The sequence below is a fragment of the Cellulomonas sp. GbtcB1 genome (genome assembly GCF_019091725.1).
Lineage (GTDB): Bacteria > Actinomycetota > Actinomycetes > Actinomycetales > Cellulomonadaceae > Cellulomonas.
Genome location: NZ_JAGXJG010000010.1, coordinates 59,003 through 84,422, shown reverse-complemented (window position 1 = coordinate 84,422; position 25,420 = coordinate 59,003). Strand labels below are relative to the sequence as shown.

At 75.9% G+C, this 25,420-nt stretch carries 27 protein-coding genes and 1 riboswitch; of the genes, 18 read left to right on the top strand and 9 right to left on the bottom strand.

Going from position 1 to position 25,420, the window contains the following annotated elements:
• Positions 1–17: 17 nt before the first annotated feature.
• On the bottom strand, positions 18–1,040 hold the full coding sequence (locus KVT14_RS05845) for an aldo/keto reductase (protein ID WP_217614807.1): 1,023 nt from the start codon (positions 1,038–1,040) through the stop codon (positions 18–20).
• Positions 1,041–1,147: 107 nt separating this feature from the next.
• On the opposite strand from KVT14_RS05845, the gene KVT14_RS05840 reads away from it, so the two are divergent.
• The 4 genes from KVT14_RS05840 (at position 1,148) to KVT14_RS05825 (ending at position 3,728) form a co-directional block, all read left to right on the top strand.
• Complete coding sequence (locus KVT14_RS05840) at positions 1,148–1,612, top strand: hypothetical protein (RefSeq protein ID WP_147794982.1); 465 nt, start codon at positions 1,148–1,150, stop codon at positions 1,610–1,612.
• Between the two features lie 82 nt (positions 1,613–1,694).
• Positions 1,695–2,294: a bifunctional 2-polyprenyl-6-hydroxyphenol methylase/3-demethylubiquinol 3-O-methyltransferase UbiG gene (locus KVT14_RS05835; RefSeq protein ID WP_217614806.1), complete on the top strand. Its 600-nt coding sequence runs from the start codon at positions 1,695–1,697 to the stop codon at positions 2,292–2,294.
• A gap of 58 nt (positions 2,295–2,352) precedes the next feature.
• Positions 2,353–2,973 carry an L-threonylcarbamoyladenylate synthase gene (locus KVT14_RS05830; protein WP_217614805.1) on the top strand — a complete coding sequence of 207 codons (621 nt, stop codon included), beginning with the start codon at positions 2,353–2,355 and terminating at the stop codon, positions 2,971–2,973.
• 5 nt (positions 2,974–2,978) lie between these two features.
• Positions 2,979–3,728: a uracil-DNA glycosylase gene (locus tag KVT14_RS05825; RefSeq protein ID WP_308160914.1), complete on the top strand. Its 750-nt coding sequence runs from the start codon at positions 2,979–2,981 to the stop codon at positions 3,726–3,728.
• An 8-nt stretch (positions 3,729–3,736) separates the two neighbouring features.
• On the opposite strand, the gene KVT14_RS05820 is transcribed toward KVT14_RS05825, so the two are convergent.
• The gene (locus KVT14_RS05820) at positions 3,737–4,630 is read right to left on the bottom strand and encodes an SDR family oxidoreductase (protein ID WP_217614804.1); all 894 of its coding nucleotides are present in this window, start codon (positions 4,628–4,630) and stop codon (positions 3,737–3,739) included.
• A 227-nt stretch (positions 4,631–4,857) separates the two neighbouring features.
• Here KVT14_RS05820 and KVT14_RS05815 point away from each other — a divergent pair, with 227 nt between their 5' ends.
• The 12 genes from KVT14_RS05815 to KVT14_RS05760 all read left to right on the top strand — a co-directional run bounded on the left by KVT14_RS05815 (position 4,858) and on the right by KVT14_RS05760 (position 15,673).
• The gene (locus KVT14_RS05815; protein WP_217614803.1) at positions 4,858–5,118 is read left to right on the top strand and encodes a hypothetical protein; all 261 of its coding nucleotides are present in this window, start codon (positions 4,858–4,860) and stop codon (positions 5,116–5,118) included.
• Between the two features lie 97 nt (positions 5,119–5,215).
• On the top strand, positions 5,216–6,568 hold the full coding sequence (locus tag KVT14_RS05810; RefSeq protein ID WP_217614802.1) for a tripartite tricarboxylate transporter permease: 1,353 nt from the start codon (positions 5,216–5,218) through the stop codon (positions 6,566–6,568).
• Positions 6,565–7,587: a mevalonate kinase gene (gene mvk, locus KVT14_RS05805; protein ID WP_217614801.1), complete on the top strand. Its 1,023-nt coding sequence runs from the start codon at positions 6,565–6,567 to the stop codon at positions 7,585–7,587. Before KVT14_RS05810 ends, mvk begins: the two co-directional genes overlap by 4 nt.
• Complete coding sequence (gene mvaD / locus KVT14_RS05800) at positions 7,584–8,579, top strand: diphosphomevalonate decarboxylase (protein ID WP_217614800.1); 996 nt, start codon at positions 7,584–7,586, stop codon at positions 8,577–8,579. Before mvk ends, mvaD begins: the two co-directional genes overlap by 4 nt.
• Positions 8,576–9,727, top strand: a complete 1,152-nt coding sequence (locus tag KVT14_RS05795) for a phosphomevalonate kinase (protein WP_308160913.1) — start codon at positions 8,576–8,578, stop codon at positions 9,725–9,727. The genes mvaD and KVT14_RS05795 overlap by 4 nt, the downstream gene beginning before the upstream one ends.
• On the top strand, positions 9,724–10,854 hold the full coding sequence (gene fni / locus KVT14_RS05790) for a type 2 isopentenyl-diphosphate Delta-isomerase (protein ID WP_217614799.1): 1,131 nt from the start codon (positions 9,724–9,726) through the stop codon (positions 10,852–10,854). Before KVT14_RS05795 ends, fni begins: the two co-directional genes overlap by 4 nt.
• A gap of 69 nt (positions 10,855–10,923) precedes the next feature.
• On the top strand, positions 10,924–11,199 hold the full coding sequence (locus tag KVT14_RS05785) for a hypothetical protein (RefSeq protein WP_217614798.1): 276 nt from the start codon (positions 10,924–10,926) through the stop codon (positions 11,197–11,199).
• A complete protein-coding gene (locus KVT14_RS05780) occupies positions 11,196–11,564 on the top strand; it encodes a type II toxin-antitoxin system PemK/MazF family toxin (RefSeq protein ID WP_217614797.1) in 369 nt (122 codons plus the stop codon). Before KVT14_RS05785 ends, KVT14_RS05780 begins: the two co-directional genes overlap by 4 nt.
• 92 nt (positions 11,565–11,656) lie before the next feature.
• Positions 11,657–11,938, top strand: coding sequence for a metal-sensitive transcriptional regulator (locus KVT14_RS05775; RefSeq protein WP_147794991.1), 282 nt, complete (start codon positions 11,657–11,659; stop codon positions 11,936–11,938).
• Between the two features lie 32 nt (positions 11,939–11,970).
• A complete protein-coding gene (locus KVT14_RS05770) occupies positions 11,971–12,204 on the top strand; it encodes a heavy-metal-associated domain-containing protein (RefSeq protein ID WP_217614796.1) in 234 nt (77 codons plus the stop codon).
• Complete coding sequence (locus tag KVT14_RS05765) at positions 12,201–14,813, top strand: heavy metal translocating P-type ATPase (RefSeq protein WP_308160912.1); 2,613 nt, start codon at positions 12,201–12,203, stop codon at positions 14,811–14,813. The genes KVT14_RS05770 and KVT14_RS05765 overlap by 4 nt, the downstream gene beginning before the upstream one ends.
• 104 nt (positions 14,814–14,917) lie before the next feature.
• Entirely contained in the window at positions 14,918–15,673 is a 756-nt protein-coding gene (locus tag KVT14_RS05760; RefSeq protein ID WP_217614795.1) for a copper homeostasis protein CutC, read from the top strand.
• Between the two features lie 31 nt (positions 15,674–15,704).
• Here KVT14_RS05760 and KVT14_RS05755 read toward each other — a convergent pair whose 3' ends face one another.
• The 4 genes from KVT14_RS05755 to KVT14_RS05740 are packed head-to-tail and all read right to left on the bottom strand — an operon-like array spanning position 15,705 to position 18,464.
• Positions 15,705–16,508, bottom strand: coding sequence for an ABC transporter permease (locus KVT14_RS05755; RefSeq protein WP_217614794.1), 804 nt, complete (start codon positions 16,506–16,508; stop codon positions 15,705–15,707).
• Positions 16,505–17,455: an ABC transporter ATP-binding protein gene (locus tag KVT14_RS05750; protein ID WP_217614793.1), complete on the bottom strand. Its 951-nt coding sequence runs from the start codon at positions 17,453–17,455 to the stop codon at positions 16,505–16,507. The genes KVT14_RS05755 and KVT14_RS05750 overlap by 4 nt, the downstream gene beginning before the upstream one ends.
• A complete protein-coding gene (locus tag KVT14_RS05745; protein WP_147794996.1) occupies positions 17,452–17,754 on the bottom strand; it encodes a transcriptional regulator in 303 nt (100 codons plus the stop codon). The genes KVT14_RS05750 and KVT14_RS05745 overlap by 4 nt, the downstream gene beginning before the upstream one ends.
• Complete coding sequence (locus KVT14_RS05740) at positions 17,751–18,464, bottom strand: hypothetical protein (RefSeq protein ID WP_217614792.1); 714 nt, start codon at positions 18,462–18,464, stop codon at positions 17,751–17,753. Before KVT14_RS05740 ends, KVT14_RS05745 begins: the two co-directional genes overlap by 4 nt.
• Before the next feature lie 235 nt (positions 18,465–18,699).
• Here KVT14_RS05740 and KVT14_RS05735 point away from each other — a divergent pair, with 235 nt between their 5' ends.
• A complete protein-coding gene (locus KVT14_RS05735) occupies positions 18,700–19,521 on the top strand; it encodes a CPBP family intramembrane glutamic endopeptidase (protein WP_217614841.1) in 822 nt (273 codons plus the stop codon).
• Positions 19,522–19,525: 4 nt separating this feature from the next.
• Here KVT14_RS05735 and KVT14_RS05730 read toward each other — a convergent pair whose 3' ends face one another.
• On the bottom strand, positions 19,526–20,131 hold the full coding sequence (locus KVT14_RS05730) for a DUF308 domain-containing protein (RefSeq protein ID WP_308160911.1): 606 nt from the start codon (positions 20,129–20,131) through the stop codon (positions 19,526–19,528).
• A gap of 190 nt (positions 20,132–20,321) precedes the next feature.
• On the opposite strand from KVT14_RS05730, the gene KVT14_RS05725 reads away from it, so the two are divergent.
• On the top strand, positions 20,322–22,889 hold the full coding sequence (locus KVT14_RS05725; RefSeq protein ID WP_217614791.1) for a lysylphosphatidylglycerol synthase transmembrane domain-containing protein: 2,568 nt from the start codon (positions 20,322–20,324) through the stop codon (positions 22,887–22,889).
• Positions 22,890–22,977: 88 nt separating this feature from the next.
• On the opposite strand, the gene KVT14_RS05720 is transcribed toward KVT14_RS05725, so the two are convergent.
• Both KVT14_RS05720 and KVT14_RS05715 read right to left on the bottom strand, forming a co-directional pair.
• Positions 22,978–23,148, bottom strand: coding sequence for a hypothetical protein (locus KVT14_RS05720; RefSeq protein ID WP_168216933.1), 171 nt, complete (start codon positions 23,146–23,148; stop codon positions 22,978–22,980).
• Positions 23,149–23,161: 13 nt separating this feature from the next.
• A riboswitch (cyclic di-GMP riboswitch) is annotated at positions 23,162–23,237 on the bottom strand.
• Between the two features lie 171 nt (positions 23,238–23,408).
• Positions 23,409–25,343, bottom strand: a complete 1,935-nt coding sequence (locus KVT14_RS05715; RefSeq protein WP_308160910.1) for a penicillin-binding transpeptidase domain-containing protein — start codon at positions 25,341–25,343, stop codon at positions 23,409–23,411.
• Between the last annotated feature and the right edge of the window lie 77 nt (positions 25,344–25,420).

Sequence of the window (25,420 nt, the reverse complement as noted above, 5' to 3'; positions counted from 1 at the left end):
CCCTCAGCATGCGCCGCTCACCGCCCGATGGTCGACATGTCGGGGTACCGGTCGCCGACGACGGCCTGCGGCGGCACGGCGTCCGCGAGCGCCGCGAGGTCCTCGGCGGTGAGCCGCACGTCCGCGGCCGCGACGTTCTGCTCCAGGTAGCGGACCCGGCGGGTGCCGGGGATCGGCACGACGTCCTCGCCCTGGGCCAGCACCCAGGCGAGCGCGAGCTGCGCGGCGGTGACGCCGCGCTCGGCCGCGAGCGCCTGCACCCGCTCGACGAGCGCGCGGTTGGCGTCGAACGCCTCCCGGGCGAACCGGGGGTTCGCCCGCCGGAAGTCGTCGGCCGCGAGGTCGTCCGGCGCCGCGATGGCCCCGGTGAGCATGCCGCGGCCCAGCGGCGAGTACGGCACCAGGCCGATGCCGAGCTCGCGCAGCGTCGGCAGCACCTCCGCCTCGACGTCCCGGGTCCACAGCGAGTACTCGGTCTGCACGGCGGTGATCGGGTGCACGGCGTGCGCGCGACGGATCGTCGCGGGTCCCGCCTCGGACAGCCCGAGGTGCCGCACCTTGCCGGCCCGGACCGCCTCCGCGAGCGCGCCCACGGTGTCCTCGACGGGGACCTTGGGGTCCATCCGGTGCATGTAGTACAGGTCCACATGGTCGACGCCGAGCCGCTGCAGACTGGCGTCCAGCGCCGCGCGGACGTACTCGGGCCGCCCGTCGACGCCGCGGCGGGTCACCGTCGGGTCGGGGTCGCGGACGATGCCGAACTTGGTGGCGAGCACGACCTCGTCGCGACGGCCGGCGATCGCGCGGCCGACCAGGCGCTCGTTGGTGTGGGGGCCGTAGATGTCGGCGGTGTCGAGCAGCGTGACGCCGAGGTCGAGCGCGCGGTGGATCGTGGCGACCGACTCGCGCTCCTGGTCGGAGCCGGGCGCGGAGGTGGCCCCGTAGAACTCGGACATGCCCATGCAGCCGAGCCCGAGGGCGGAGACGGTGAGGGCGGTGCCGTGCGCGGCGCTGCCGAGGGTGCGGGTGGTGAGGCTCATGTCCGCGACGGTCCTCCTTGGAGTGCGCTCGAAGTCAAGGCGTCGCCCTGCGGCTCCCGGCGCGCGGTCGTAGCGTCGAGGCACCACCCACCCCCGAGGAGGACCGCGTGAAGCTCCGCCACCTGCCGCTGCGCCTGGGCGCCGGCGCGTACATCCTGAACTCCGGCCTCGACAAGCTCGGCGCCGACGAGGAGACCGCCAAGGGCCTGCACGGCACCGCCGCGGGCGCGTACCCGTTCCTGTCCGGCGTGGACCCGAAGACGTTCACGACCGGGCTCGCCGCGGCCGAGGTCGGCCTCGGCACCGCGCTGCTGGTCCCGGTGCTGCCTCGCGTCGTCGTCGCCACCGGGTTCACCGCGTTCTCCGCGGCGCTCGTCGGCATGTACCTCCGCACGCCGGCGCTGCACCGCGGCGAGGGCGACCCGCGGCCGAACCCGGACGGGGTCGGGATCGCGAAGGACGTCGTCATCCTGGGCGCCGCGGCGTCGTACCTCATCGACACCCTGACGTCGTCCGCCAAGAAGGCCGGGGCGAAGGCGGCGAAGAAGGCGACGAGGGCCGTCCACCGCTGACGTCCCGGCGGTCCCGGACGACGGGGCGGCCCTGGCCCTAGGCTCGGTGCCGCCCCGCGTCCGCCGCGTCCGAAGGAGCGTCATGCGCCAGCCCACCCGGTGGGAGCAGATCGGCCAGCAGAACCCCGACCGGTCCGCCTGGTACGTCGACCGGTTCCGCACCATGGCGGCCGAGGGCGCCGACCTGGCCGGCGAGGCCCGGATGATCGACGCGATGGTGCCCCGCGGGTCCCGCGTCCTGGACGCCGGCTGCGGTCCGGGCCGGGTCGGCGGCGAGCTCGCGCTCCGGGGCCACACCGTCGTCGGGGTCGACGTCGACCCGCTGCTCGTCGAGGCCGCGCGCGCCGACCACCCCGAGGGCGACTGGCACGTCGGCGACCTCGCCGAGCTGGACCTGCCGGCGGCGGGCGTCGCCGAGCCGTTCGACGTCGCGGTCATGGCGGGCAACGTGCTGACGTTCGTCGCACCGGGGACGGAGGCCGAGGTGCTGCGGCGGATCCGCGCGCACCTCGCGCCCGGCGGGCGGCTGGTCGTCGGGTTCGGCGCGGGGCGCGGGTACGCGTTCGAGGCGCTCGACGCCGACGCCGCGGCCGCGGGGTTCGTCGTGCAGCACCGGTTCGCGACCTGGGACCTGCGGCCGTTCGGGCCGGACGCCGACTTCCTGGTGGCGGTGCTGGGCTGAGCCGCGGCCGCCGATCCCGGGGTGGTCGGCTCGCGGGCGCCGTGCCACCCTCGACCGCATGGCCCGGTTCTTCGACGTCCACCCCCACGACCCGCAGGCCCGGTCGATCGGCCAGGTCGTGCAGCTGCTGCGCGACGACGCGCTGATCGCCTACCCCACCGACTCCGGGTACGCGCTCGGCTGCCGGATGGAGAGCCACACCGGCGCCGACCGGATCCGCGCGATCCGGCACCTGACGGACAAGCACCACTTCACGCTCATGTGCACCGACTTCGCCCAGCTCGGGCAGCTCGTGCGGCTCGACAACGCGCCGTTCCGGGCGATCAAGGCCGCGACGCCGGGGCCGTACACGTTCATCCTCCCGGCGACCAAGGAGGTCCCCCGGCGGCTGGCGCACCCCAAGAAGAAGACCGTCGGCGTGCGCATCCCGGACTCCCGGGTGGTGCAGGCGATCCTGCGCGAGCTCGGCGAGCCGCTGCTGTCCTCGACCCTGATCCTCCCGGGCGACACCGAGCCGCAGACCGACGGCTGGACGGTCAAGGAGGAGCTCGACCACGTGGTCGACGCGGTGATCGAGGCGGGCGAGGTGTCCGCGGAGCCGACGACGGTCGTCGACTGGTCGGAAGGCTACCCCGAGGTGGTCCGCGCGGGCGCGGGCGACCCGGACCGGTTCGCCTGACGCGCGTGGTCCCGTCCGCACTGCCCGACGACCCCGGGTTCCCCGCCGCGACCGCGCCCGGCGCGCGCGACCTCGCCGAGCTCGACGGCGCCGTGGTCGAGTGCCGCGCCTGCCCGCGGCTGGTCGCCTGGCGGGAGCACGTCGCGACCGTGAAGCGCGCCGCCTACCGGGACCAGGAGTACTGGGCCCGCCCAGCGCCCGGTTTCGGGGACCCCGACGCGCCCGTGCTGGTCGTGGGCCTCGCGCCCGCCGCCCACGGCGCCAACCGGACCGGCCGGATGTTCACCGGCGACCGGTCCGGCGACTTCCTGTTCGCCGCGATGCACCGCGTGGGCATGGCCTCTCAGCCGAACTCGACGCACGTCGGCGACGGGCTGACGCTCACGGGCGTCCGGATCACGGCGCCCGTGCACTGCGCGCCGCCGGACAACAAGCCGCTGCCCGAGGAGCGGCACCGCTGCGGGCCGTGGCTGGCGCGGGAGCTCGAGATCGTGCGGCCGCGGGTGGCGCTCGTGCTCGGGGCGTTCGGCTGGGACGCGCTGCTCCGCACGCTCGCCGAGCAGGGCTGGGCGGTGCCGCGCCCGCGCCCGCGGTTCGGCCACGGCGCCGAGGTGGTGCTGGAGCGCCCGGCGACCGGTGATCGGCTGACCCTGCTGGGCTGCTTCCACGTCAGCCAGCAGAACACCTTCACCGGCCGCCTGACCGAGGACATGCTCGACGCGGTCCTGCTCCGCGCCCGCGCCCTGGCCGCGTGACGCCGAGGTCAGGCCAGGGAGCGGCCGCCGGTGACGCCGATGCGCTCGCCGGTGATGTAGCTGCTCTCCTGGCTCGCGAAGAACACGTACGCCGGGGCGAGCTCCGCCGGCTGGCCCGCGCGGCCCAGCGGGGTGTCCGCGCCGAACTCCTTGACCTTCTCCGCCGGCATCGTCGCGGGGATCAGCGGGGTCCAGATCGGCCCGGGTGCCACCGCGTTGACCCGGATGCCCTGCTCGGCGACCTGCTGCGCCAGCGCCTTGGTGAAGTTGAGGATGCCGGCCTTGGTGGTGGCGTAGTCGATGAGCTGCGGGCTGGGCTCGTAGGCCTGCACCGACGTGGTGTTGATGATGCTCGACCCCGGCTGCAGGTGCGGCAGCGCGGCCTTGGTGATCCAGAACATCGCGTACAGGTTCGTCTTGAACGTGCGGTCGAGCTGCTCGGTCGTGAGATCCAGCAGCCCGTTGTCCTGGGACATCTGGAAGGCCGCGTTGTTGACGAGCACGTCGAGCCCGCCGAGCTCGGACACGGTGCGCTGCACCAGCTCCGAGCAGAACGCCTCGTCGCGGATGTCGCCGGGCAGGGTGAGGGCGCGGCGACCGGCGTCCTCGATCAGCCGGACCGTCTCCTGCGCGTCCTCCTCCTCGTCCGGGAGGTAGGAGATGGCGACATCCGCGCCCTCGCGGGCGAACGCCAGGGCGACGGCGCGGCCGATGCCGGAGTCGCCGCCGGTGATCAGCGCGCGCTTCCCCTCGAGCCGGCCGGAGCCGACGTACGACTCCTCGCCGTGGTCGGGCTGCTGCGGCATGTCGTCCGTCAGGCCGGGGTGCGGGATGTTCTGGGCCGGCTGCTCGGGCTCCGGGTGCTGGGTCTGCGGGTCCTGGGGCGTCGTCTGGTCGCTCATGCTCATCCATCGTCCGCACCCCGCGGCGGACCGCCACCGGAGCGGGTGAACCGTCGGCGTGTCGGCCCCCGGCGCGTCGCCCCGAGTTGCCCCCACGGGCCGGGTCACCCCACAGTGGCCGTCGGCCACCCGCGCTCCGACCCGCACGTCCACGTCGCGCGCACAACCGCCGCACAGGCTCCCCGCAGCGGGAGTCCTAGGGTGGCGGTCCGGACCTGAGGAGGAACGTGAGCCAAGGCGACGAGCAGTACGTCGAGATCTGGGGCGACCGCGTGTCGATGCGCGACCTGCTGCTGGCGCTCGCGATCACCGCCGCCGCGACGGTCGGCGCCGTCGTCGTCGGGCGCGCGCTCGGCTCGTCCGAGTTCTTCTGGGGCCTCGGCGGCTCCGTGGTCGGGTTCGTCGCCGCGGTCGCGCTGATCCGGCCCAAGCGGGACGTGCGGATCGTCGCCGACGAGGACGTGGACGCGGGGCCGCCACCGGCCTGACGCCGCCCGCACCCCGCCGCGCGCCGCACCCCCCGCGCGCCAGCCGCCGCGCCCGCCGCCACCCATCCGGACGGGCGCCCCGCACCGAAAGACCTCCGTGGACCTCTCCCTGCTGCTGCCGATGGTCGCCGCCGCCCTCGCGGCCGTCGCGCTGTACACGCTGATCGGGTTCATCCCCGGCACCGACGAGACCTCGGTGCTGCTGCCCGTGACGCTCGCGCTCGTCCTGGCGGGCACCGACCCGCAGGTCGTCCTGGCGTTCTTCATCGCCGCGGTCGTGACGCTGAACCTCACGAACTCGATCCCGACCGCGCTGGTCGGCCTGCCCGGCGGCGTGCTCTCCGCGCCGATGATCGACCACGCCCTCCTGCTCAAGCGCGAGGGCCGCGCCGCGGAGACGATCCGCAAGATGGCGGCGGGGTCGGTGGTCGGCACGCTGATCTCGGTGCCGCTGGCGCTGCTCATCGCGAGCGCGATCACGCCGTTCGCGGACCAGCTGCGGGAGTACGGGTCGCTGCTGTTCGTCGGCGGCGCGGTGGTCCTGGCGCTGATCGGGAAGAACAAGGTCCTGTCGCTGCTGGCGATCATCCCGCTCGGCCTGCTGTTCCAGGGCGTGCAGGCGCTGTACCGGCAGACCGGCGTGCTGCCCGAGGACGGCACGATCACGGTGTCGTTCTTCCTGTCGATCACCGCCGGCCCGCTGCTGCTCAGCCTGGCGACGCTGCTCAACCCGACGCTGCGCGCCGCGCTCCCCCGCGCCGGCCGGACGCCCGTCGTCATCACGCGGTCGGAGCTGAAGGGCGCGCCGCTCAACCCGCGGCGCCTGCTGACCCGCGCCGAGCTCGGCGCCTCGGCCACGGTGTCCGCCGCGTCGACGCCGCTGTTCTTCCTCAGCCCGGTCGCCCTCACGCTGCTCATGGGCGAGGCGTCGGGCGCCCGCGCCCAGCAGCCCGTCGAGCGGTCGTCGCGGGCGATCACCTCGATGGCCGCGCTCGCGCACTCGACGTATTTGGCCGGCGTGATCATCCCGCTGCTGGCGGTCGGGCTGCCGCTGTCGCCCGTCGCCGTCGGCCCCGCGAACGCGCTGTTCAACGCTCCGCCGGTGCTGACCCTCGACAACAACCTGCACCAGCTGCTGTCCACGTCGCAGTTCGTGGTCGCGGTGCTGGTCGGCGGGGCGCTCGCGCTGGTGCTGTCCTACGTGCTGGCCGTCCGGTACTCGTTCCGGCTCACCGCGCTCGTGACCCGGTACGTGCCGCACGAGGCCGTGCTGGCGCTGTTCATCGTGTTCGTCCTGCTCCTCGCCTACCTGGACGCAGGGCTCGTCAACGTCTTCGCCGTGCTGCTGGTCGGGCTGACCTGCGGCACGCTGAACCGGTTGGGCGTCAACTTCGGGGTGCAGTTCATGTCGCTGTACGCGGCCCCGTGGTTCGTGGCGCACCTGATGTGAGGAGTCGGACCATCTCGAGCTCGAACCCGCGCAGCACCGGCCCGGGCGCCCCGCGCGCCACCGGGACGGGGCACACCCGCGCGAAGGCGATCCTGGTCGGCGAGCACGCCGTCGTGTACGGCGAGCCCGCGATCGCGCTGCCGCTGGCGAGCCTGCCGATGCGCGCCGTCGCCCGGCGCGAGGAGGGGCCGCTGTCGCTCGAGTCCGTGCTGTACTCCGGCGCGCTGTCCGACGCCCCCGAGCAGCTCGCCGCCCCGGTCGCCGCCGTCGAGGCCACCCTCGACCACCTCGGCCTGCCGCATCGCGACATCGTGCTGTCCACGGAGTCGACGATCCCCGCCGCGCGCGGCCTCGGGTCCAGCGCCGCCACCGCCGGGGCGCTCGCGCTCGCGCTGGCGGACCTCGCCGGCCGCACGCTGACCCCGCAGGAGCACTTCGACCTCGTGCAGGTCGGCGAGCGGGTGGCGCACGGCAACCCCAGCGGGCTGGACGCCCGCACCACCGCCTCGACCGAGCCCGTGTGGTTCCAGGCCGGGGAGATCCGCCCGCTCGACCTCGCGCTGCGCGCGCACCTCGTGGTCGCCGACACCGGCGTGCACGGGCGCACCCGGGTCGCGGTCGCCGACGTCCGGTCGTTCCGGGACCGGCACCCCGCGCGGGGCGCGGAGCTGATCGCGGAGCTCGGCGCCATCACGCGGGACGTGGTCGACGACCTGGCCCTCGACCGGCCCGCGGAGCTCGGCGCCCGGATGACCCGCGCGCACGGCGCCCTCGCGGAGCTCGGCGTCTCCTCCCCCGAGCTGGACCGCCTGGTCGGCGCGGCCCTCGCGGCCGGCGCCCTCGGCGCCAAGCTCACCGGCGGTGGCCAGGGCGGATGCATGTTGGCGCTCGCGGCCGACGCGGCCTCCGCTGGTACGATCGCCGCTGCCCTGCGCCGCGCGGGAGCGGCGCGCACGTGGCTGCACCGGACCGACGCGCGGCGCCCCGCCGCCCCCTCCGCCCAGGTGCCCCTCGGATGACTGACTCCGCGACCGCCGTCGCGCACGCGAACATCGCGCTCGCCAAGTACTGGGGCAAGCGCGACGAGGCCCTGGCGCTGCCCGCGACCTCCAGCCTGTCGCTCACGCTCGACGCGTTCCACGCCACGACCACGGTGACGCTCGACGCCGCCGCGTCGGAGGACTCCGGCACGCTCGACGGCCGGCCGATGTCCGACGGCGAGGTCGTGCGGGTCCGGCGGTTCCTCGACCTGGTGCGCTCGCTCGCCGGCTCGTCCGTGCGCGCCTCGGTCACGTCCGTCTCGACCGTGCCGACCGGTGCGGGCCTGGCGTCGTCCGCGAGCGGGTTCGCCGCGCTCGCCGGGGCCGCGGCCGCCGCGTACGGGCTGGACCTCGACCCCCGCGCGCTCTCCCGGCTGGCCCGCCGCGGCTCCGGGTCGGCGGCGCGCTCGGTCTTCGGCGGCCTGGTGGTCTGGCACGCGGGCACCGACGACGCCTCGTCGTTCGCCGAGCCCGTGCCGGGCGGCGAGGCGGGCGGTCCGCTCGACCCGGCGATGGCCGTGGTCGTGCTCGACGCCGGGCCCAAGTCGATCTCGTCGCGCGAGGCCATGCGCCGGACCGTCGAGACCTCTCCGTTCTTCCCGTCCTGGACCGAGTCGACCGAGGTCGACGTCGCGCTCATGCTCGACGCCGTGCGCGCCGGCGACCTCCCGACCCTCGGCGCGCTCGCCGAGTCGAACGCCCTGCGGATGCACGCGACGATGCTCGGCGCCCGCCCGCCGGTCCGGTACTGGACCGCGCACACGGTCGGCGTGCTGGACCAGGTGCAGACGCTGCGCGCGGACGGCCTGCCGTGCTGGGCGACCATCGACGCGGGCCCGAACGTCAAGGTGCTGTGCGCCGGCCGCGACCTGGCCGCCGTCGCCGAGGCGCTGTCCGAGGGCGGCACCCGCCGCGTGGTGACCGCGCGCCCCGGGCCGGACCTGCGCGTGACCGCCGGAGGTGCTGCGTGACCGCGCCCGTCGCCTGGGCCCCGGCGCCCACCGAGGCCCCCATCGAGGTCAGCGCCCCCGGCAAGCTGTTCGTCGCCGGCGAGTACGCCGTCGTCGAGGCCGGGTACCCCGCGGTGCTCGTCGCCGTCGACCGGCACGTGACCGTGCGGCTGGCCCGCGCCGAGGGCGCCGGGTCCATCGCGTCCGACCAGTACGGCCGGCTGCCCGTCGTGTGGCGCCGCGACGGCGGCCGGGTCGTGCTCGACCACGACAGCCGCCCGTTCGACTACGTGCTCGCGGCGATCGACGTCGTGGAGCGGTTCGCCGCGGAGCAGGGCCGCGAGCTCGGCTTCTACGACATCACGATCACCTCCGAGCTCGACGACCAGTCGGGCCGGAAGTTCGGCCTCGGGTCGTCGGCGGCCGTCACCGCCGCGACCGTGCGGGCGCTCGACCGGTTCTACGCGCTCGACCTGCCGACCGACCGGCTCCTGCGGCTCGCGCTGCTCGCGACCGTGGCGGTGAACCCCATGGGCTCCGGCGGCGACGTCGCGGCGAGCCTGTACGGCGGGTGGATCCGGTACGCCGCGCTCGACCGCGACTGGCTGCGCACCGCCCAGGCCGCCGCCGAGTCCTCGGGCGCCCGCCGGCCCCTGTCCGCGCTGCTCGACGCCGACTGGCCCGGCCTGTCCGTCCGGCGGCTCCCGACACCCCGCACCATGCGGCTCGTCGTCGGCTGGACCGGGGTCCCCGCGTCGACCACCCGGCTGGTCGAGCGCATGCAGTCCCGCAAGGGTGCCGCCGAGGCCCACTACCCCGACTTCCTCGCCGCCTCCCGGGAGTGCGTGGACGCGCTGGCCGACGCCATCGAGCGTGACGACGCCCCCGCCGCGAAGGCGCAGATCCACCGCGCGCGCGGGCTGCTCACCTCGCTCGCCCGCGCCGCCGGCGTCGACATCGAGACCCCCGCGCTCCGCACCCTGTGCGAGACCGCCGAGGGCGTCGGCGCGGCGGCCAAGTCCTCGGGGGCGGGCGGCGGCGACTGCGGCATCGTGCTCGTCGACGCCGACACCGACCTCGAGCCGATGCTGCGCGACTGGGCACTGTCCGACGTGCGGCACCTGTCCCTGCGGGTCCAGCAGCCGTGTGACGCCGAGGACGTGCGATGAGCCGCGACGAGGCCCCCCTGTCGGGCCAGGACCAGCCCGTCGCCGACGCCGACGTGGCGACCCCCGCCGAGCAGGACGCGCGCCGCAAGGACGACCACGTCCGCCTGGCCGTCGCCCAGCACGCGGAGCCCGGACCGAGCGACTTCGACCACGTCCGCCCGATGAACCACCCGCTCGCCGCGGGCGACCGCGCGCAGGTGTCCCTGCGGACCACCGGCCGGGTGCTGGACTGGCCCGTGCCGCTCTACATCAACGGCATGACCGGCGGCACCGCCCACACCGCGACGATCAACCGCGCCCTCGCGGTCGCCGCGCGGGAGACCGGCGTGCCGATCGCGTCCGGCTCCACCGGGATCCTGCACCGCGAGCCCGCCGCGATCCCGTCGTTCCGGGTGCTGCGCGACCTCAACCCGGACGGCTTCGTGCTGGCGAACGTCAACGCGAACCTCACGCCCGCCCAGGCGCGTCGCTCGGTCGAGATCCTCGGCGCCGACGGCCTCCAGGTGCACGTGAACCCGGCGCAGGAGATCGTCATGCCCGAGGGCGACCGCGACTTCACGCGCTGGGCCGACAACATCGCGGCCATCGTCGACGGCGTGGACGTCCCCGTGGTCGTCAAGGAGGTCGGCGCCGGCATGAGCCGCGGCACCGTCGAGCGGCTGCGCGACCTCGGCGTCGCCGCCGTCGACGTCTCCGGCCGCGGCGGCACCGACTTCACCGCGATCGAGTCCGCGCGCCGCACCGACGGCGGCATGGACTACCTCGCGTCCTGGGGCCAGTCCGCCGTGGAGGGTCTGCTCGACGCCGCGTCGGTCGACGGGGTCGACCTCCTGGCGTCCGGCGGTGTCCGGCACCCGCTCGACGTCGTCCGCGCGCTCGCGCTCGGCGCCACGGCGGTCGGCGTCGCGGGCGGGTTCCTCCGCACGCTGCTCACCGACGGCGAGGCCGCCCTGGTCGCGCGCATCGAGTCCTGGCTGACCCAGGTCGGCGACATCATGACGCTGCTCGGCGCCCGCACCGTCGCCGACCTCCGGCACGTGGACCTGCTGCTGACCGGCCCGGTGCGCGAGTTCTGCGACCTCCGCGGCGTCGACGCCCGCGCCTTCGCCCGCCGCAGCGGTCTCTAGGACGCCGGCGGTCCCCCGGCCGGGGAGGTGGGTCTTCCGCGCCCGGTATACCGATCGTATCCTCGGCGCATGACCATGACGACGATCAAGATCGACTCGGACCTGCGGGACCGGATCAACGGCGCCGCGCGCGAGCGGGGCGTGACGGCGGGGTCGTTCGTCGAGCTGCTGTTCGAGCGGTGGCTCCGGGACCAGCGGTTCGCCGCGATGCGCGAGGCGATGGCGCGGACGCCGACCGAGCAGCTGGACTCGTACCGCCGGGAGGTCGCGCTCTGGGACACCACCGCGGCGGACGGGCTGGCCGACGAGCCGCCTTACGGAGCCGTGCAGGACGACGCCCGATGACGCCGGACGCCGCCGGAGCCGAGGACGTGGCGACCGTCCCCGGCGAGGTGGTGTGGGCCGCGCTCGGGCCCGTCAGGGGCCGGGAGCAGGATGGGCACCGGCCGGTGCTGGTCGTGGCGTCCGAGCCGTACCTCCGCGTCGTCACCACCCTGGCCGTCGTCGTGCCTCTCACCACCGCGCACCGCGGATGGCCGAACCACGTCCCGGTGCGGGGCGCTCTCCGCCTGCCCGCGCCGAGCTGGGCGATGACCGAGCAGGTCCGGGCGATCGACCGGGCCCGGATCACCGGGAGGGCCGGCTACGCCGACGACGCCACGACGGCGGCCGTGGCGGTGTACCTCCGCGACTTCCTCGCCCTCGGCTGACCGGGACCTCGGTCCCCACGGAATACCCCCACGGGGTATAGCGTTCCGTCTCGTGACGGGGTGCGGTCGCGCCTCGCCCGGAGGGAGCGGACATGCACGGGTACAGCGGCGACAAGGACGACTACCTCAAGCGCCTCAAGCGCATCGAGGGGCAGGTGCGCGGCATCGCGCGCATGGTCGACGAGGACGTCTACTGCATCGACGTCCTGACCCAGGTCGCCGCCGTGACCAAGGCGCTGCAGGCCGTCAGCATCGGCCTCGTCGAGGACCACCTGGGCCACTGCGTCGTCGACGCGGCCCGGCAGTCCGAGGAGGCCGGCGCCGAGAAGGTCCGCGAGGCCTCCGAGGCCATCGCCCGGCTCGTCCGCTCCTGATCCCCCCGACCCGCACCGCGAGAGGAACCACCATGAGCCAGACCACCAGCTTCGCCGTCGACGGCATGACGTGCGGCAACTGCGTCCGTCACGTCACCGAGGAGCTCACCGCGCTGCCCGGCGTCACCGACGTGCAGGTCGACCTGGTCGCCGGCGGGTCGTCGCCCGTCACCGTCACCTCGGACGCGCCGCTGACCGACGAGGCGATCGCCGCCGCCGTCGACGAGGCCGGCTACGCCGTCACCCCGCGGAAGTCGCTGCTGTGACAGCCGACGACCCGCGCACCACCGCCGACCCGCCCGTCGCGCCGGTCGGCACCGTCGACCTCGCCGTCGAGGGCATGACCTGCGCGTCCTGCGTCGCGCGCGTCGAGAAGCGGCTCAACCGCGTCCCCGGCGCCCGGGCGACCGTGAACCTCGCGCTCGAGAGCGCGCACGTCGAGGTGTCCCCCGCCGAGGACGGCAGCACGCCGGACGTCGACGCGCTGGTCGCCGCCGTGCGCGCCGCCGGGTACGACGCGACGGTGACCGGGAGCCGCGACCTGACCGCACCCTCGGCGACGGCGACGGCGACGGCGACGGCGACGGCGACGGCGACGGCGACGGCGACGGCGACGGACGAGCGTGCCGCGCACGGCACGGCCGCGCGCCACGGGGCGGAGCACGCCGGGCACGACATGGCCGGCATGGACCCGACCGAGCACGCGCTGTCCGGCCACAGCATGGCCCCGGGGCACGACATGGACCCCGACGAGGACACCTCGGCCCCGACCGACGCGCGCGGCACCGACCTGCGCCGCCGGCTCCGCGTCGCGGCCGTCCTCACGGTCCCCGTGCTGCTGCTGTCGATGGTGCCCGCGTGGCAGTTCACCGGCTGGCAGTGGCTGGTCACCGCGCTCGCGCTCCCTGTCGCGACGTGGGCGGCCTGGCCGTTCCACCGCGCCGCGGTCCGGGCGGCCCGGCACGGCGCGTCGACGATGGACACGCTCGTCTCGATCGGCATCGTCGCGGCGACGGGCTGGTCGCTCTGGGCGCTGCTGCTCGGCGGCGCCGGCGAGCTCGGCATGACCATGACGCCGACGCTCTGGCCCGCCGCCGACGACGGCATGGGCACGCACATGCCCGAGCTGTACTTCGAGGTCGCGGCCGTCGTCACGACGTTCCTGCTGGCCGGCCGGTACGCCGAGCACCGCTCGCGCCGCCGGGCCGGGGACGCCCTGCGCTCGCTGCTCGACCTCGGCGCCAAGGACGTGGCGCTCCTCGTGACCGGCCCCGACGGCCGGCGCACCGAGCAGCGCGTCCCCGTGGACCGGCTCCGCGTGGGCGACGAGTTCGCCGTGCGCCCGGGCGAGAAGGTCGCCACGGACGGCGTGGTCGTGTCCGGCACCAGCGCCGTCGACACCAGCCTGCTGACCGGCGAGCCCGTGCCCGTCGACGTCGGCCCCGGCGACGACGTCACCGGCGCCACCATCAACACGGGCGGCCACCTGGTGGTCCGGGCGACGCGCGTCGGCGAGGACACCCGGCTGGCGCAGATCGGCCGGCTCGTCGCGGCCGCGCAGACCGGCAAGGCGCCGGTGCAGCGGCTCGCGGACCGGATCTCGGCGGTGTTCGTGCCGATCGTGCTCGTGCTCGCGGTCGGCACCCTGGCCGTGTGGCTGCTGTCGGGCGCCTCCGCGCAGACGGCGTTCACCGCCGCTGTCGCGGTGCTGATCATCGCCTGCCCGTGCGCCCTCGGGCTCGCCACGCCCACGGCCCTGCTCGTCGGGACCGGCCGCGGGGCGCAGCTCGGCGTGCTCATCAAGGGCCCGGAGATCCTCGAGCAGACCCGCGCGGTCGACACCGTCGTGCTGGACAAGACCGGCACCGTCACCGAGGGCCGCATGGCGCTCGTCGCCGTGCTCACCCCCGGCGACGGGGACGCGGACCCCCTGGCCGACGGTCCCGCCCGGGACGACGCGCAGCGGGAGGTGCTCCGGTACGCCGGGGCTGTCGAGGCGCTCGCCGAGCACCCCATCGCCCGCGCGGTCGCCGAGGCCGCCACCGGTCTCGGCCCGGTGGCCGCGGGCGTCGGCGACGACGGCGTCGGGATCGGCACCGACGAGGTGCACGAGTTCCGGGCCGAGGCGGGGCGCGGCGTCAGCGGCGTGGTCCGCGCGGCGCACGCCGGCGTCGGGCTGTCCCGGCGGGTGCTCGTCGGCCGTCCCGCGTGGCTCGCCGAGCAGGGCGTCCCCGCCGACGGCGACCTGGGCGCGCGGTTCGCCGCCGCCGAGGCCGACGGCGCGACCGCCGTGCTGGTCGCGTGGGACGGCGCCGCCCGCGGCGTGCTCGTGCTGCGGGACCCCGTCAAGGAGGGCTCGCGGCGCGCGGTCGAGGACCTGCGCGCACTCGGGCTGCGGCCGGTGCTGCTCACGGGCGACAACGCGGGCGCGGCCCGCGCGGTGGCCCGGTCGGTCGGGATCGCCGAGGCGGACGTGGTGGCCGAGGTGCTGCCCGCCGACAAGGTGGACGTGGTCCGGCGGCTGCAGGGCGAGGGCCGGCGGGTCGCGATGGTCGGCGACGGCGTGAACGACGCCGCGGCGCTCGCCACCGCGGACCTGGGGCTCGCGATGGGCACCGGGACCGACGTGGCGATCGAGGCCGCCGACGTGACCCTCGTCCGCGGCGACCTGCGGTCCGCCCCGCAGGCGGTCCGGCTCGCGCGCCGCACGCTGCGGGTCATCCAGCAGAACCTGTTCTGGGCGTTCGCGTACAACGTCGCGGCGATCCCGCTCGCGGCGCTCGGCCTGCTCAACCCGATGATCGCGGGCGCCGCCATGGCGTTCTCGTCGGTGCTGGTGGTCGCGAACTCGCTCCGGCTGCGCCGGTTCGTCTGACCCGGCGGCCCACCTCCTCGGAGGCGTCCGGTGCGGACGTCCCGAGGAGGTGGCGCCCGGAGGCGCTACGGTCGGCACCGACCCCCGCCGCCCAGGAGGAGCCCGTGAGCGTGTCCCGACCCGTCCTCGAGATCGCCGTCCAGGACCTGGCCGGCTACCGCGTGGCCGCCGACGCCGGGGCCGCGCGCGTCGAGGTGTGCGCCGCGCTCGCCGCGACCGGCGGGCTGACCCCGGGCGCCGGCCTGCTCGCGGCGCTGGTCGCCGAGCGCGAGGCCCGCGCCGCCGGCGGTGCCGCACCGACGGGCGTGCACGTGCTGGTCCGACCGCGGCCGGGGTCGTTCGTCTACGACGCCGACGAGCTCGACGTGCAGGTCCGCGAGGTCCGCGCGGCGGTCGACCTCGGCGTCGACGGCGTCGTGGTCGGCACCCTGACGGCGGACGGCCGGGTCGACGAGCCCGCGCTCGCCGCGCTGGTCGCGGCCGCGGACGGCCGCCAGGTCACGTTCCACCGGGCCGTCGACTCCGTGGCGGACCCGCTCGCCGTCCTGGACGCCCTCGCCGCCGCGGGCGTGACCCGCGTGCTGTCCTCGGGCGGCGAGGCCCGCAGCATCGACGGCGTCCGGCGCCTCGCCGCGATGGTCGAGCACACCGCGGGCGCCGTGCAGGTCATGGCCGGCGGCGGCGTGCGACCCGTCGACGTCGGCGTGCTCGTCGCGGCCGGTGTGGACGCCGTGCACCTGTCCGCGAGCCGCGCGGTGGCCGGCGACGGCGGACCGGGCGGCGGGGGCTCCGCGGGCGGCTGGACGGTCACGGACCCGGACCTCGTGGCCCAGGCGGCCGCCGCGCTCGCGCGCGCCTGACCCCGACCCGGCCACCGCCGCGAGCACCGGGTCAGCGGAATCTGCGGCCCTCGTCGCGGCGGTACGCCAGGACCGCCAGGGCGGCGAACGCCGCCGTCCACGCCAGCAGCACCGGCAGCGCCCAGGGCGAGCCCTCGATCCCGGTCGTCACCTCGACGACCAGGTCGCGGGCGGCGCGGGACGGCAGGGCCTGGGACAGCGCGTCGAGCCAGGACGGGAACGCCTCCGGCGGCAGGAACAGCCCGCCGGCGAACGCGAGCGGGAACAGCACCGCCTGCACGACCGCGATCGCCGCCTTGGCCGACAGCGCGTAGCCGATCGCGAGGCCGAGCAGGGTGAACGGCACCGCCACGACCGGGACCATCGCGAGCCCGCCGAGGCCGCGGGCCGGGGTCACCGACGCCGAGGTCAGCAGCACCGCGATCAGGATCACCGGCACCTGCGCGCCGAGGCAGAACACGATCGCGTTCACGATCCGCCCGGCCAGCCGAGGCCCGGCGCCCGCGGGCAGCGTGCGGACGTACGGGTCGAACGCCAGCTGCCGGTCCTCCGACACCCCCGCACCCAGCGTGAACAGGCACGCCGACATCACGGCGAACGTCCCGAGCTGGGCGACGGCCGCGACCGAGGCGAGCGGGTCGTCGGCCACGGCGCGCTGCGGCACCACGAAGAACAGCAGCGCGAGCGACGGGAACAGCAGGTTGCCGATCACGGCGATCGGCACCCGCACGGACTCCAGCAGCTGGAACCGGGTGTGCAGCAGCGCGAGCGAGAGCCAGGACCGGGTCCCGGCGGACGCGGGGACGGCGGCAGCGGCGGGCACGTCGGCGGTCATCGGATCTCCCGGTCGGTGGTGGCGGTCCTGGTGGACGTCGTGGGCGGCGTCGGCTCGCCCGTCGCCGACGAGGTGAGCGCGAGGAACGCCTCCTCGAGCGACGCGCCCCGGACCTCGAGGTCGCGGAACGGCACGTCCTCGCGGACCAGCGCCCGGACGACGGCGTCGGCGTCCCCGGCGAGCAGCACGGTGCGCCGCCCCTCGCGCCGGACGTCCAGCACCCCGGCCAGCGCGCGGAGCCGCGGCTCCTCGGCCTCGGGCACCTCGACCAGCACCCGCCGCGCGGCCGCCATCGCGAGGATCGTCGGCAGGTCGTCGTCGGCGAGCACCCGGCCGCCGCCGACCACGACCACCCGGCGGGCGAGCGCCTCGATCTCCTCGAGGTAGTGGCTCGTGACGATCACGGTCGCCCCGCCGGACTGGTAGTCGCGCAGCGCGTCCCACAGCACGTGGCGCGCCTCGACGTCGAGCCCGGTCGTCGGCTCGTCGAGCAGCACGACCCGCGGGCGCCCGACGAGGGAGAGCGCGACCGCCAGCCGGCGCCGCTGCCCGCCGGACAGCCCGCCCGTCTGCCGGCGGGCGAGGTCTGTGAGCCCGAACCGCTCCAGCACCTCCCCGCGCGGCATCGGGTCGGCGTAGTGCCCGGCCACGAGGTCCACGACCTCGCCGACCCGCAGCGTCGACGGCAGCCCGGTCTCCTGCGGCGTGGTGCCGAGCCCGGCGCGCGCCGCCGGGTCCCGCGGGTCGCGGCCGGCCAGCCGCACCGTGCCGGCGTCGGGTCGGCGCAGGCCGCTCACCAGCGACAGCAGCGTCGACTTCCCGGCACCGTTCGGGCCCAGGAGGCCCACCATCTCCCCGGCGCCGACGGCCAGCGACACGTCGTCGAGCGCGACCACGTCGCCGTACCGGCGGGTGACGCCGTCCAGCTCGACGAGGGCGCCGGTCACCGGGCACCGCCGAGCAGGTCGGTGAGCGCGCGGGTGTACCGGGCGAACGCGGCCCGGCCCTCCGGCGACAGCTCGACGTAGGTGGCCGGTGTGCGGCCCTCGAAGGTCTTCTCGACGGTCACGTACTCCGCCTCCTCCAGCTTGCGCAGGTGCGTGGACAGGTTGCCGGCCGTCATCTCGAGGAGCTGCTGCAGCCGGGGGAACGCGAGCCGGTCGCCGGGGGCGAGAGCCGCGAGGGTGGCGACGACGCGCAGCCGGGACTGCGCGTGGATCACCGGGTCGAGGTCGGCGTCCGTCACGCGACCGCCCCGCGGCGGGCCGCGCGGCCCCGCCGCTGCGCGAGGTGCGCGAGCAGGGCGCCGACGGCCATCCCGCCGCCGCCCGCCAGCCCCATGACGACGAACGTGCCGGGCAGCCCGACGACGGTGGCGGCCGCGGCGACCACGGCCATCCACACCCCGAGGGCGAACTGCGCACGGTCCTGCCAGAGGGCGCCGCCCGCCATGTAGAGCACCGCGACGATCAGCGCGGAGATGCCGTTCGCGGCGAGGGTCACGGCCTCGTCCGGCAGGCCCGCGCCCGCGAGCCCGCCGACGAGGGTCTGGCCCGCGACGAACGCGACGAACCAGGACCAGCCGTAGAGCTGCCCCGTGCGGCGGCTGACGCCGTCCATGCCGGACATCCGGCGGACGGAGTGCAGCACGGTCGTGGCGACGCCGCTGAGGATCAGCACGCCGAACACCGCCCACGCCCACCACGGGATGGCCGTCACGCCGTCGCCGCTCGTGGCCCACAGCACGCCGTAGCCGACCAGCCACGCGACGGACCAGACGCCGAAGATCACGCGGTCGTCGGTGTAGGCGGTGGTGCGGACCCGGGTGCGCTGCGCGTCGATGATCGCCCGGGCGAGCGCCGGGTCGAGGGGGCCGTCGGGGGCGTCCGGCGCCTCGGCGACGTCGGGCGCGGTGGCGGCGCGGCGTGCGTCGGGTGCGTCGGCGGGGTGCGGCATGGCGGCTGTCCTCGGTGCGGCTCGGCGGCGGTGGACCCGGGCGGGAGCGACTCACCAACTACTTTGCGCCGCAAACCTAGTGCCACGACGACCGCGCGCACAAGAGCCGCCCGCTCAGACGACGTCCAGCCGACGGTCAGCGACGGGGCCTACGCTGCCGGTCGTGACCGCCCGCGACCCGCGCCCGCCCGCCGAGACCGCCCCGGACGCGCCCGCCGCCTTCGCACCCGACGCCATCGCACCCGGGGGCGTCGCCGCCACGGCGCCGCAGCCCCCCGGCACCCCGCCGGTCTCCGAGCGCGCCCGGCGCCGCCGGCTGACGGCCGAGATCTGGATCGTCCTCGGCCTCTCGCTGGGCCAGTCGGCCGTGTACGCGGTGGTCAACATCGCCGCGCGGCTCACGGCGGGCACCCCGCTGGCGTCGCAGAGCACCACGCTCAACGCCAGCCGCTCCCCGCGCCCCTACCTCGACCTGACGTACCAGCTGCTGTCGATCGGGTTCGCGCTGGTGCCGGTCGCCCTGGCGCTGTACCTGCTGTCCGCGAACGGGCGGAGCGCCGCGCGCCGGATCGGCCTGGACGGGTCGCGCCCCGGCCGGGACCTCGGCGTCGGGTTCGGGCTCGCCGCCCTGATCGGCCTGCCGGGCCTCGCGCTGTACGTGGTCGGCCGGGCGGTCGGCATCACGGTCGAGGTGCAGGCCGCCGCGCTGAACGCCGCGTGGTGGACCGTGCCGGTGCTGATCCTCTCCGCGCTGCAGAACGCCCTGCTCGAGGAGGTGATCGTCGTCGGCTACCTGATGGAGCGGCTGCGCGAGCTGCGCTGGCGGACCCCCGCGATCCTCGTGACCTCCGCGGTGCTGCGGGGCTCGTACCACCTGTACCAGGGCATCGGTCCGTTCCTCGGCAACGTCGTCATGGGCCTGGTGTTCGCCGAGTACTACCGGCGGAGGCGACGCACCATGCCGCTCGTGGTGGCCCACACCGTGCTCGACGTCGTGGCGTTCGTGGGCTACGCGCTGCTCCCGGCGGCGTGGCGCGAGGCGCTCGGGATCCGCTGACGCCTCAGGCGGACGTCGACCCCGTGGGCGCCCGGCCGCCCGCCGCCAGCTGCCGGCTCAGCGACCGGGTCGCGAACCCCGACACCAGCATCACCACGCCGGCGACGAACGCGAACAGCCCGTACACCGTGAGGATCACGTCCACGGTGCCCTGCGGCTTGATCGCCAGCAGCAGGCCGAACAGGAACCCGATCAGCCCGAACACCAGGGTCCCGGACCAGGCCAGGTCCCGCGCCCGGTACTGCGTCACCGCGACGACCACGGCGGTCACGCCGAGCACCAGCACCCAGAGCGCGAGCAGGTAGAACAGCACCAGCGCGGTCACGTCCGGCCACAGCATGATGAGCGCGCCGAACCCGATGCTGACCAGGCCCTCGGCGACGAGCCAGCCGAACCCGGGCCGGCCGCGCGCGAGCAGCGCCTGCATCAGCACCACGGCCCCGTCGACGACGGCGAACACGCCGAACACCCAGACGAGCGCGACCAGGGTGCCCAGCGGCTCGACCAGGAGCAGCAGGCCCAGGACCACCATGAGCACGCCCCGGAGCACCGGCAGCCACCACACCGACCGCAGCACCGCCGCGACCCGGCCCTCCACGTCCTGAGCCACGCGCGCCTCCCGGTCGTCGTGCGGTCGGGGCGCCGCCCGTCCGGCGGCGTCCTCGCCGGTCACGCTAGCCCCCGGGGGTCATCCTCGCGACGGAGACGGCGCCCGCCGGGGGTCATCCTCCCGGACGGAATCCGCACGGCACGCGTGCAGCGGCCCCGGGGGGCGACCCGCGCTGCCTAGACTCGCGACCATGCCCGACGCCTCGACCAGCGCGCCGGCGGCGCCCGGTCGACCCGACGGGCCCGCCGCGGGCGCGCGCACGCAGGTGCCGCTCGACGGGCTCGGCCGCCCGCAGGTGCTCGACACCCCCGCGGTCCGGGTGCACCACCCGAGCGACCTCCTGGGCGTGGTGCTCAGCCTCGTCGGCGCCGTCGCGGTCATGGCGCTGGCCACCTACGCGCACAACACGACGTCCGGCGTCGCGGAGGACGTGCAGGGCTTCGCCTCGCTGCTCCGGCAGATCCTCGTCGTGCCGGTCACCCTGCTCGAGACCGTCGTCACCTACCTCGTGCCGATCGCCGTCCTGGCGGAGCTCGCGCTGCGCCGCCTCGGGCGGCAGATGGTCGAGGCGTCGATCGCCGCGATCGTCGCCGTGCTCGCCGCGGCGGGCGTGGCGTGGCTGGTCCAGCACCTCGGCTCGGACCAGCTCGTCGCCGGGCTCTCCGTCCGGCTCAACGGTCAGCTGACGCTGTCCATCCCCGAGTACCTCGCGCTCATCGCCGGCCTGCTGACGGCGACCGGCCCGCGCAGCCGCCGCCGGACCGTCTCCTGGTCGTGGAACCTGGTCTGGGTCGCGGTCGGCGTCATGGTCATCACCGCGGGTGCCTCGCTGCCCGGCGTGGCGGTCGCGCTGCTGCTCGGCCGCGCGTCCGGCCTCGCCGTCCGCTACGTGTCCGGCGTCCGCTCGGAGCGCGCCTACGGCGCGAGCCTCGTCGCGGGCGTGCGGCGCGCGGGCTGGCAGCCGCGGGTCCTGGTGCGGGTGCCCGACGAGGACGACGACGCGGCGGACGACGCCGACCACCGCCCCGCCGCGCTGCAGGCCACCCCGGGGACCCCCGCCGTCGCGGCCAGCGCCGGGGCGCGGGCCGCGGTCCGGTACGCCGAGCACCGTGCGTACGAGATGGTCACCGAGGACGGCCAGGAGCTCGACGTGCTCGTGCTCGACGGCGACCGCCAGGTGATCGGCTTCCTCAGCCGGCTGTGGCGGTCGCTCCGGCTGCGCGGCCTGGACGGCCGGTCGGTGGTCTCGCTGCGGCAGGCAGCCGAGCGCGCCGCGCTGCTGTCGTACACCGCGACCGCGGCCGGCGTCCACAACCCCGCGCTGCGCGGCATCGCCGAGGCCGACTCGTCGATGCTGCTCGTGCAGGACCCCGTGCCGGCCGCCACCTCGCTCGCGGACCTCGACCCCGAGGTCATCACCGACGACGTGCTCCGCGCGATCTGGGGCCAGCTCGGCACCGCCCACGAGGCGGGGCTGGCGCACCGGGCGCTGACCAGCGACGTGATCCTGGTGGCCGACGGCCCGGACGACCCGACCGTGTGGCTCGTCGGCTGGGACCAGGGCGATGTCGCCTCCTCCGAGCTGGCGCAGCGGATGGACCGGACCCAGATGGTCGCGCTCCTCGCGCTCCGCGTCGGGCCCGCCCGCGCCCTGGAGTCCGCCGTGGCGGTGCTGCCGGAGGGCGACATCGCGGCGATCGGCCCGCTGCTGCAGACGATCACCCTCCCCCGCCGCACGCGCGAGGAGCTGCGCGTCCACAAGGAGGTGCTCGCCGAGCTCCGGTCGGCCCTGGTCGCGCGGCTGCCCGAGGCCGACGTCGAGCCCGTGCAGCTGGTCCGGTTCGGCGCGCGCGCCGTGCTGACCATCCTGCTGACGACGGCCGCCGTCATCATCCTGCTGACGTCGATCAACCTGCAGACCATCCTCGACGCCCTGTCGACGACGGACTGGCGGCTGAGCGTGCTCGCGTTCCTGCTCGGCATGGCGACGCTGTTCGGGGCGGCGCTGTCGCTGGTGGCGTTCTCGCCCGTCAAGCTGTCGCTGTGGCGCGCCTCGGTCGCGCAGTCGGCGTCGACGTTCGTGGCGCTCGCCGCGCCCGCAGGCATCGGCCCGGCCGCGATCAACCTGCGGCTGCTGACCCGCCGCGGCACCTCGACCTCGCTGGCGACGGCGACCGTGGCGCTCGTCCAGGTGTCGCACTTCGTCGTGACGCTGCCGATGCTGCTGGTGCTGTCGGTCGCGTCCGGCACGAACCAGCTCGAGCGGTTCACGGTGTCCCCGACCGTCGTCGTCGTGGTCGGCGTGCTCGCCGCCGTGATCGGCGCCGCGCTGCTCGTGCCGAAGGTGCGGCAGTGGGTCGCCGCCAAGACGCTGCCGACGGTGCAGCAGACCTGGCCCCGGCTGATCGAGGTGGTCGGGCAGCCGTTCCGGCTCGCGGTCGGCCTGGCCGGCAACCTCATCACGACGTTCGGCTACATCCTCGCCTTCGAGGTGTGCCTGCTGGCGTTCAACCAGCACCTGTCCCTGGTGCAGGTCGCGATCGTCTACCTGGCGGGCAACACCGCCGGCTCGATCGCCCCGACGCCCGGCGGCATCGGCACCACCGAGATCGCCCTCGCGGGCGCGCTGACGGTCATCGGCGTGAACCCCGGTGTGGCCACGTCCGTGGCGGTGCTGTTCCGGGTGCTGACCTACTGGCTGCGCATCCCGGTCGGCTGGGCGTCCATGCGGTACATGCAGCGCGTCGGCGAGCTCTGACCTGGCGCGCCGGCTCGCGGCGTCCGGCCCCCGGGCACGCCGACGGGCGCCCGGCGCGCGGCGGCGCGGGCGCCCGTGGGGCGTGCGATCAGGAGGCGGAGGTGCACTCGCGCTGCGCGGGCACGAGGTCCCCGTGCGTCGCGAGGGTCGCCGCGATGCGGGACCAGGAGGACAGGCGCGTCGCGCTGCGCCCCGTCACGTCGGAGCGGAGGTCGGAGCCCTCACGCTCGGCCGGCTCGTAGAAGCCGCGCTGTTCCATGGCAGATCCTTCGTTCGGCAGCCCGGCTGACCTGCGGGGGTCCCGTGGCTTTGCGTCCCCTCCTCGCGGAGGGTTTGCCCTTGTCGCTGACACGGCGACTGTAGGCCCGGCGCCGGGCCGAGCGGAAGGGGGCGGACGGGAAACTTCAGCCCAGAACACGCATTTCACCCACTCGGGCCAAAGCGGACAAAACGCGCGGCGAGCACGTACCCCGCCGGCGGGACGCCGCTTTCCGGTGAATGCGCAGGTCACACCGCGTTTCAGGCGGCCGGCACCGCCACCGCCCGCAGGAACGACTCCAGCAGCGGCCCCGACGTCGTCGAGCCGAAGTCCCCGGTCTCGACGAACACCGCGACCGCGAGGTCGCCCTGCGCCGCGATCATCCACGCGTGGTTCTGCAGGTCCTCGCCCGACCCGTACTGGGCCGTGCCCGACTTGGCGATGACCTCCGGCCCTGGGACGTCCTGCAGGAAGTCGCCGCCGCCCTCGGTCACCACGGCGCGCATCATCGACCGCAGCGCGTCCGCCTCGGCGGACGTCAGCGGCTGCGCGGGCTCCGGCACGGCCGTCGCGGTCTCCGCCGCCGCGTCGAGCAGGAGCCGCGGCGTGACCCGGGCGCCGGCCGCCACCGACGCCGCGACCGTCGCCATGCCGAGCGGCGTCGCCTGGACGCGGGCCTGCCCGATCATCGACGCGGCGTGGTCGGTGCCGCCGGTCGCCTCGGCCGGCACCTCGCCGAGCGTCGCCGCGAAGCCGAGGTCGGCGCCCGCCACCAGGCCGAGCGACTCCGCGGCGGCCGCGAGCGCCTCCTGCGGCGCCGTGTCCGCCGCGGTGAGGAACGCGGTGTTGCACGACTCGGCGACCGCCGTCCGCAGCGTGATGTCGCCGAGGGCGTCCGCCGGGTAGCCCGGGTAGTTCTGGAACGACCGGCCGTCGACGGTGGCGGTCTCCGGGCACGTGACGGTGCTGTCCGGGGTCAGGCCGGCGCGCAGCAGCGCCAGCGAGGTCGCGACCTTGAACGTCGAGCCGGGCGCGTACAGGCCCAGCGTGGCCGTCGACATCCCGCCGCCTCCCGGCCCGCTCGCCGCCGCGAGCACGTCGCCGGTGGACGGCCGGATCGCCACGATCGCGCTCGCGCTGCCCGCCACGGTGGCCACCAGGTCCTCCGCGGCCTGCTGCACCGCGGGGTCGAGCGTCGTGCGCAGCGGCGCACCCACCTGGGGTTCCACGTGGAACAGCTCGCGCTCCTGGGCGCCGCCGGCGGTCGCGACGACCGTCAGCCCGGGCTCCCCGCGCAGCTGCTCGTCGAACTGCGCCTGCAGGCCGCTCAGGCCCGCGAGGTCGCCGGCGACGACGGCGCCGTCCGAGTCCTCGACGATCTCGGCGGTCGCCTGGCCGACCGTCCCCAGCACCGGGCGGGCGAACGCGCGGTTCGGCGCCAGGGGCAGTGCGGTCTCGATCATGTTCACGCCCGGCACCACCGAGAGCGCGCCACGGTCGTACGCCGGGTCGTCCGCGCGCACCACGATCGCCTCGACGAACGCCTTCTCGCCCGCCGCGGCGACCTGGGCCGCGTAGGCGTCGGCGTCCAGGCCGAGGGCCGCCGCGAGCTCGCGCGCCGCCCCGTCCGCCTGCTCCGCCGGGACCCGGGTCTTGTCGATGCCGATCCGGAACACCGGCCGGGACTCCACGAGCACCGCGTCGCCGGCGCCGAGCACGTCCGCGCGCTCCGCCTGCACCCGGTGCACCTGCAGGGCCTCGCCGGCGGCCAGGTCCGGCGCGAGCAGCATCGGCGACCAGCGGGCGCGCCACTCGTCGTCGACCTTCGCCAGGTTCGCGTGCGTCGTGTACGTCCACGCGGTGGCGCTGCTGCCGACGTCCCAGGTGAAGGTCAGCTCGACCGACGCCGCCGCGTCGTCGTCCGCCGCCACCACGTCGCCGGCCGCGACCTCCGGCTGCCACGGGTCCAGGCCCGCGTACGCGGCGGTGCGCGCCTCGCCCGCCTCCGCGGCGGTGGCGCCGTCGAGCGGGACGTCCGCGAAGTCGCCCGAGGCGAGGGCGTCGGCGAGGGCGTCCGCGGTCCGCTGCCGGTCGTCCGGCCCGCCCGAGCACGCCCCCAGCGTCCCGACGAGCGCGAGCAGCACGCCGACCGCCACCCCGCGCCGCGCGGCGCCCCGACCCCCTGCGACCCGCACCGACCTCACACGCCTCACCCCGTCGTCCGCCGCCTCACCGGGGGCGACGCGCCGCCGGCACCGTCAGCCTAGGGACC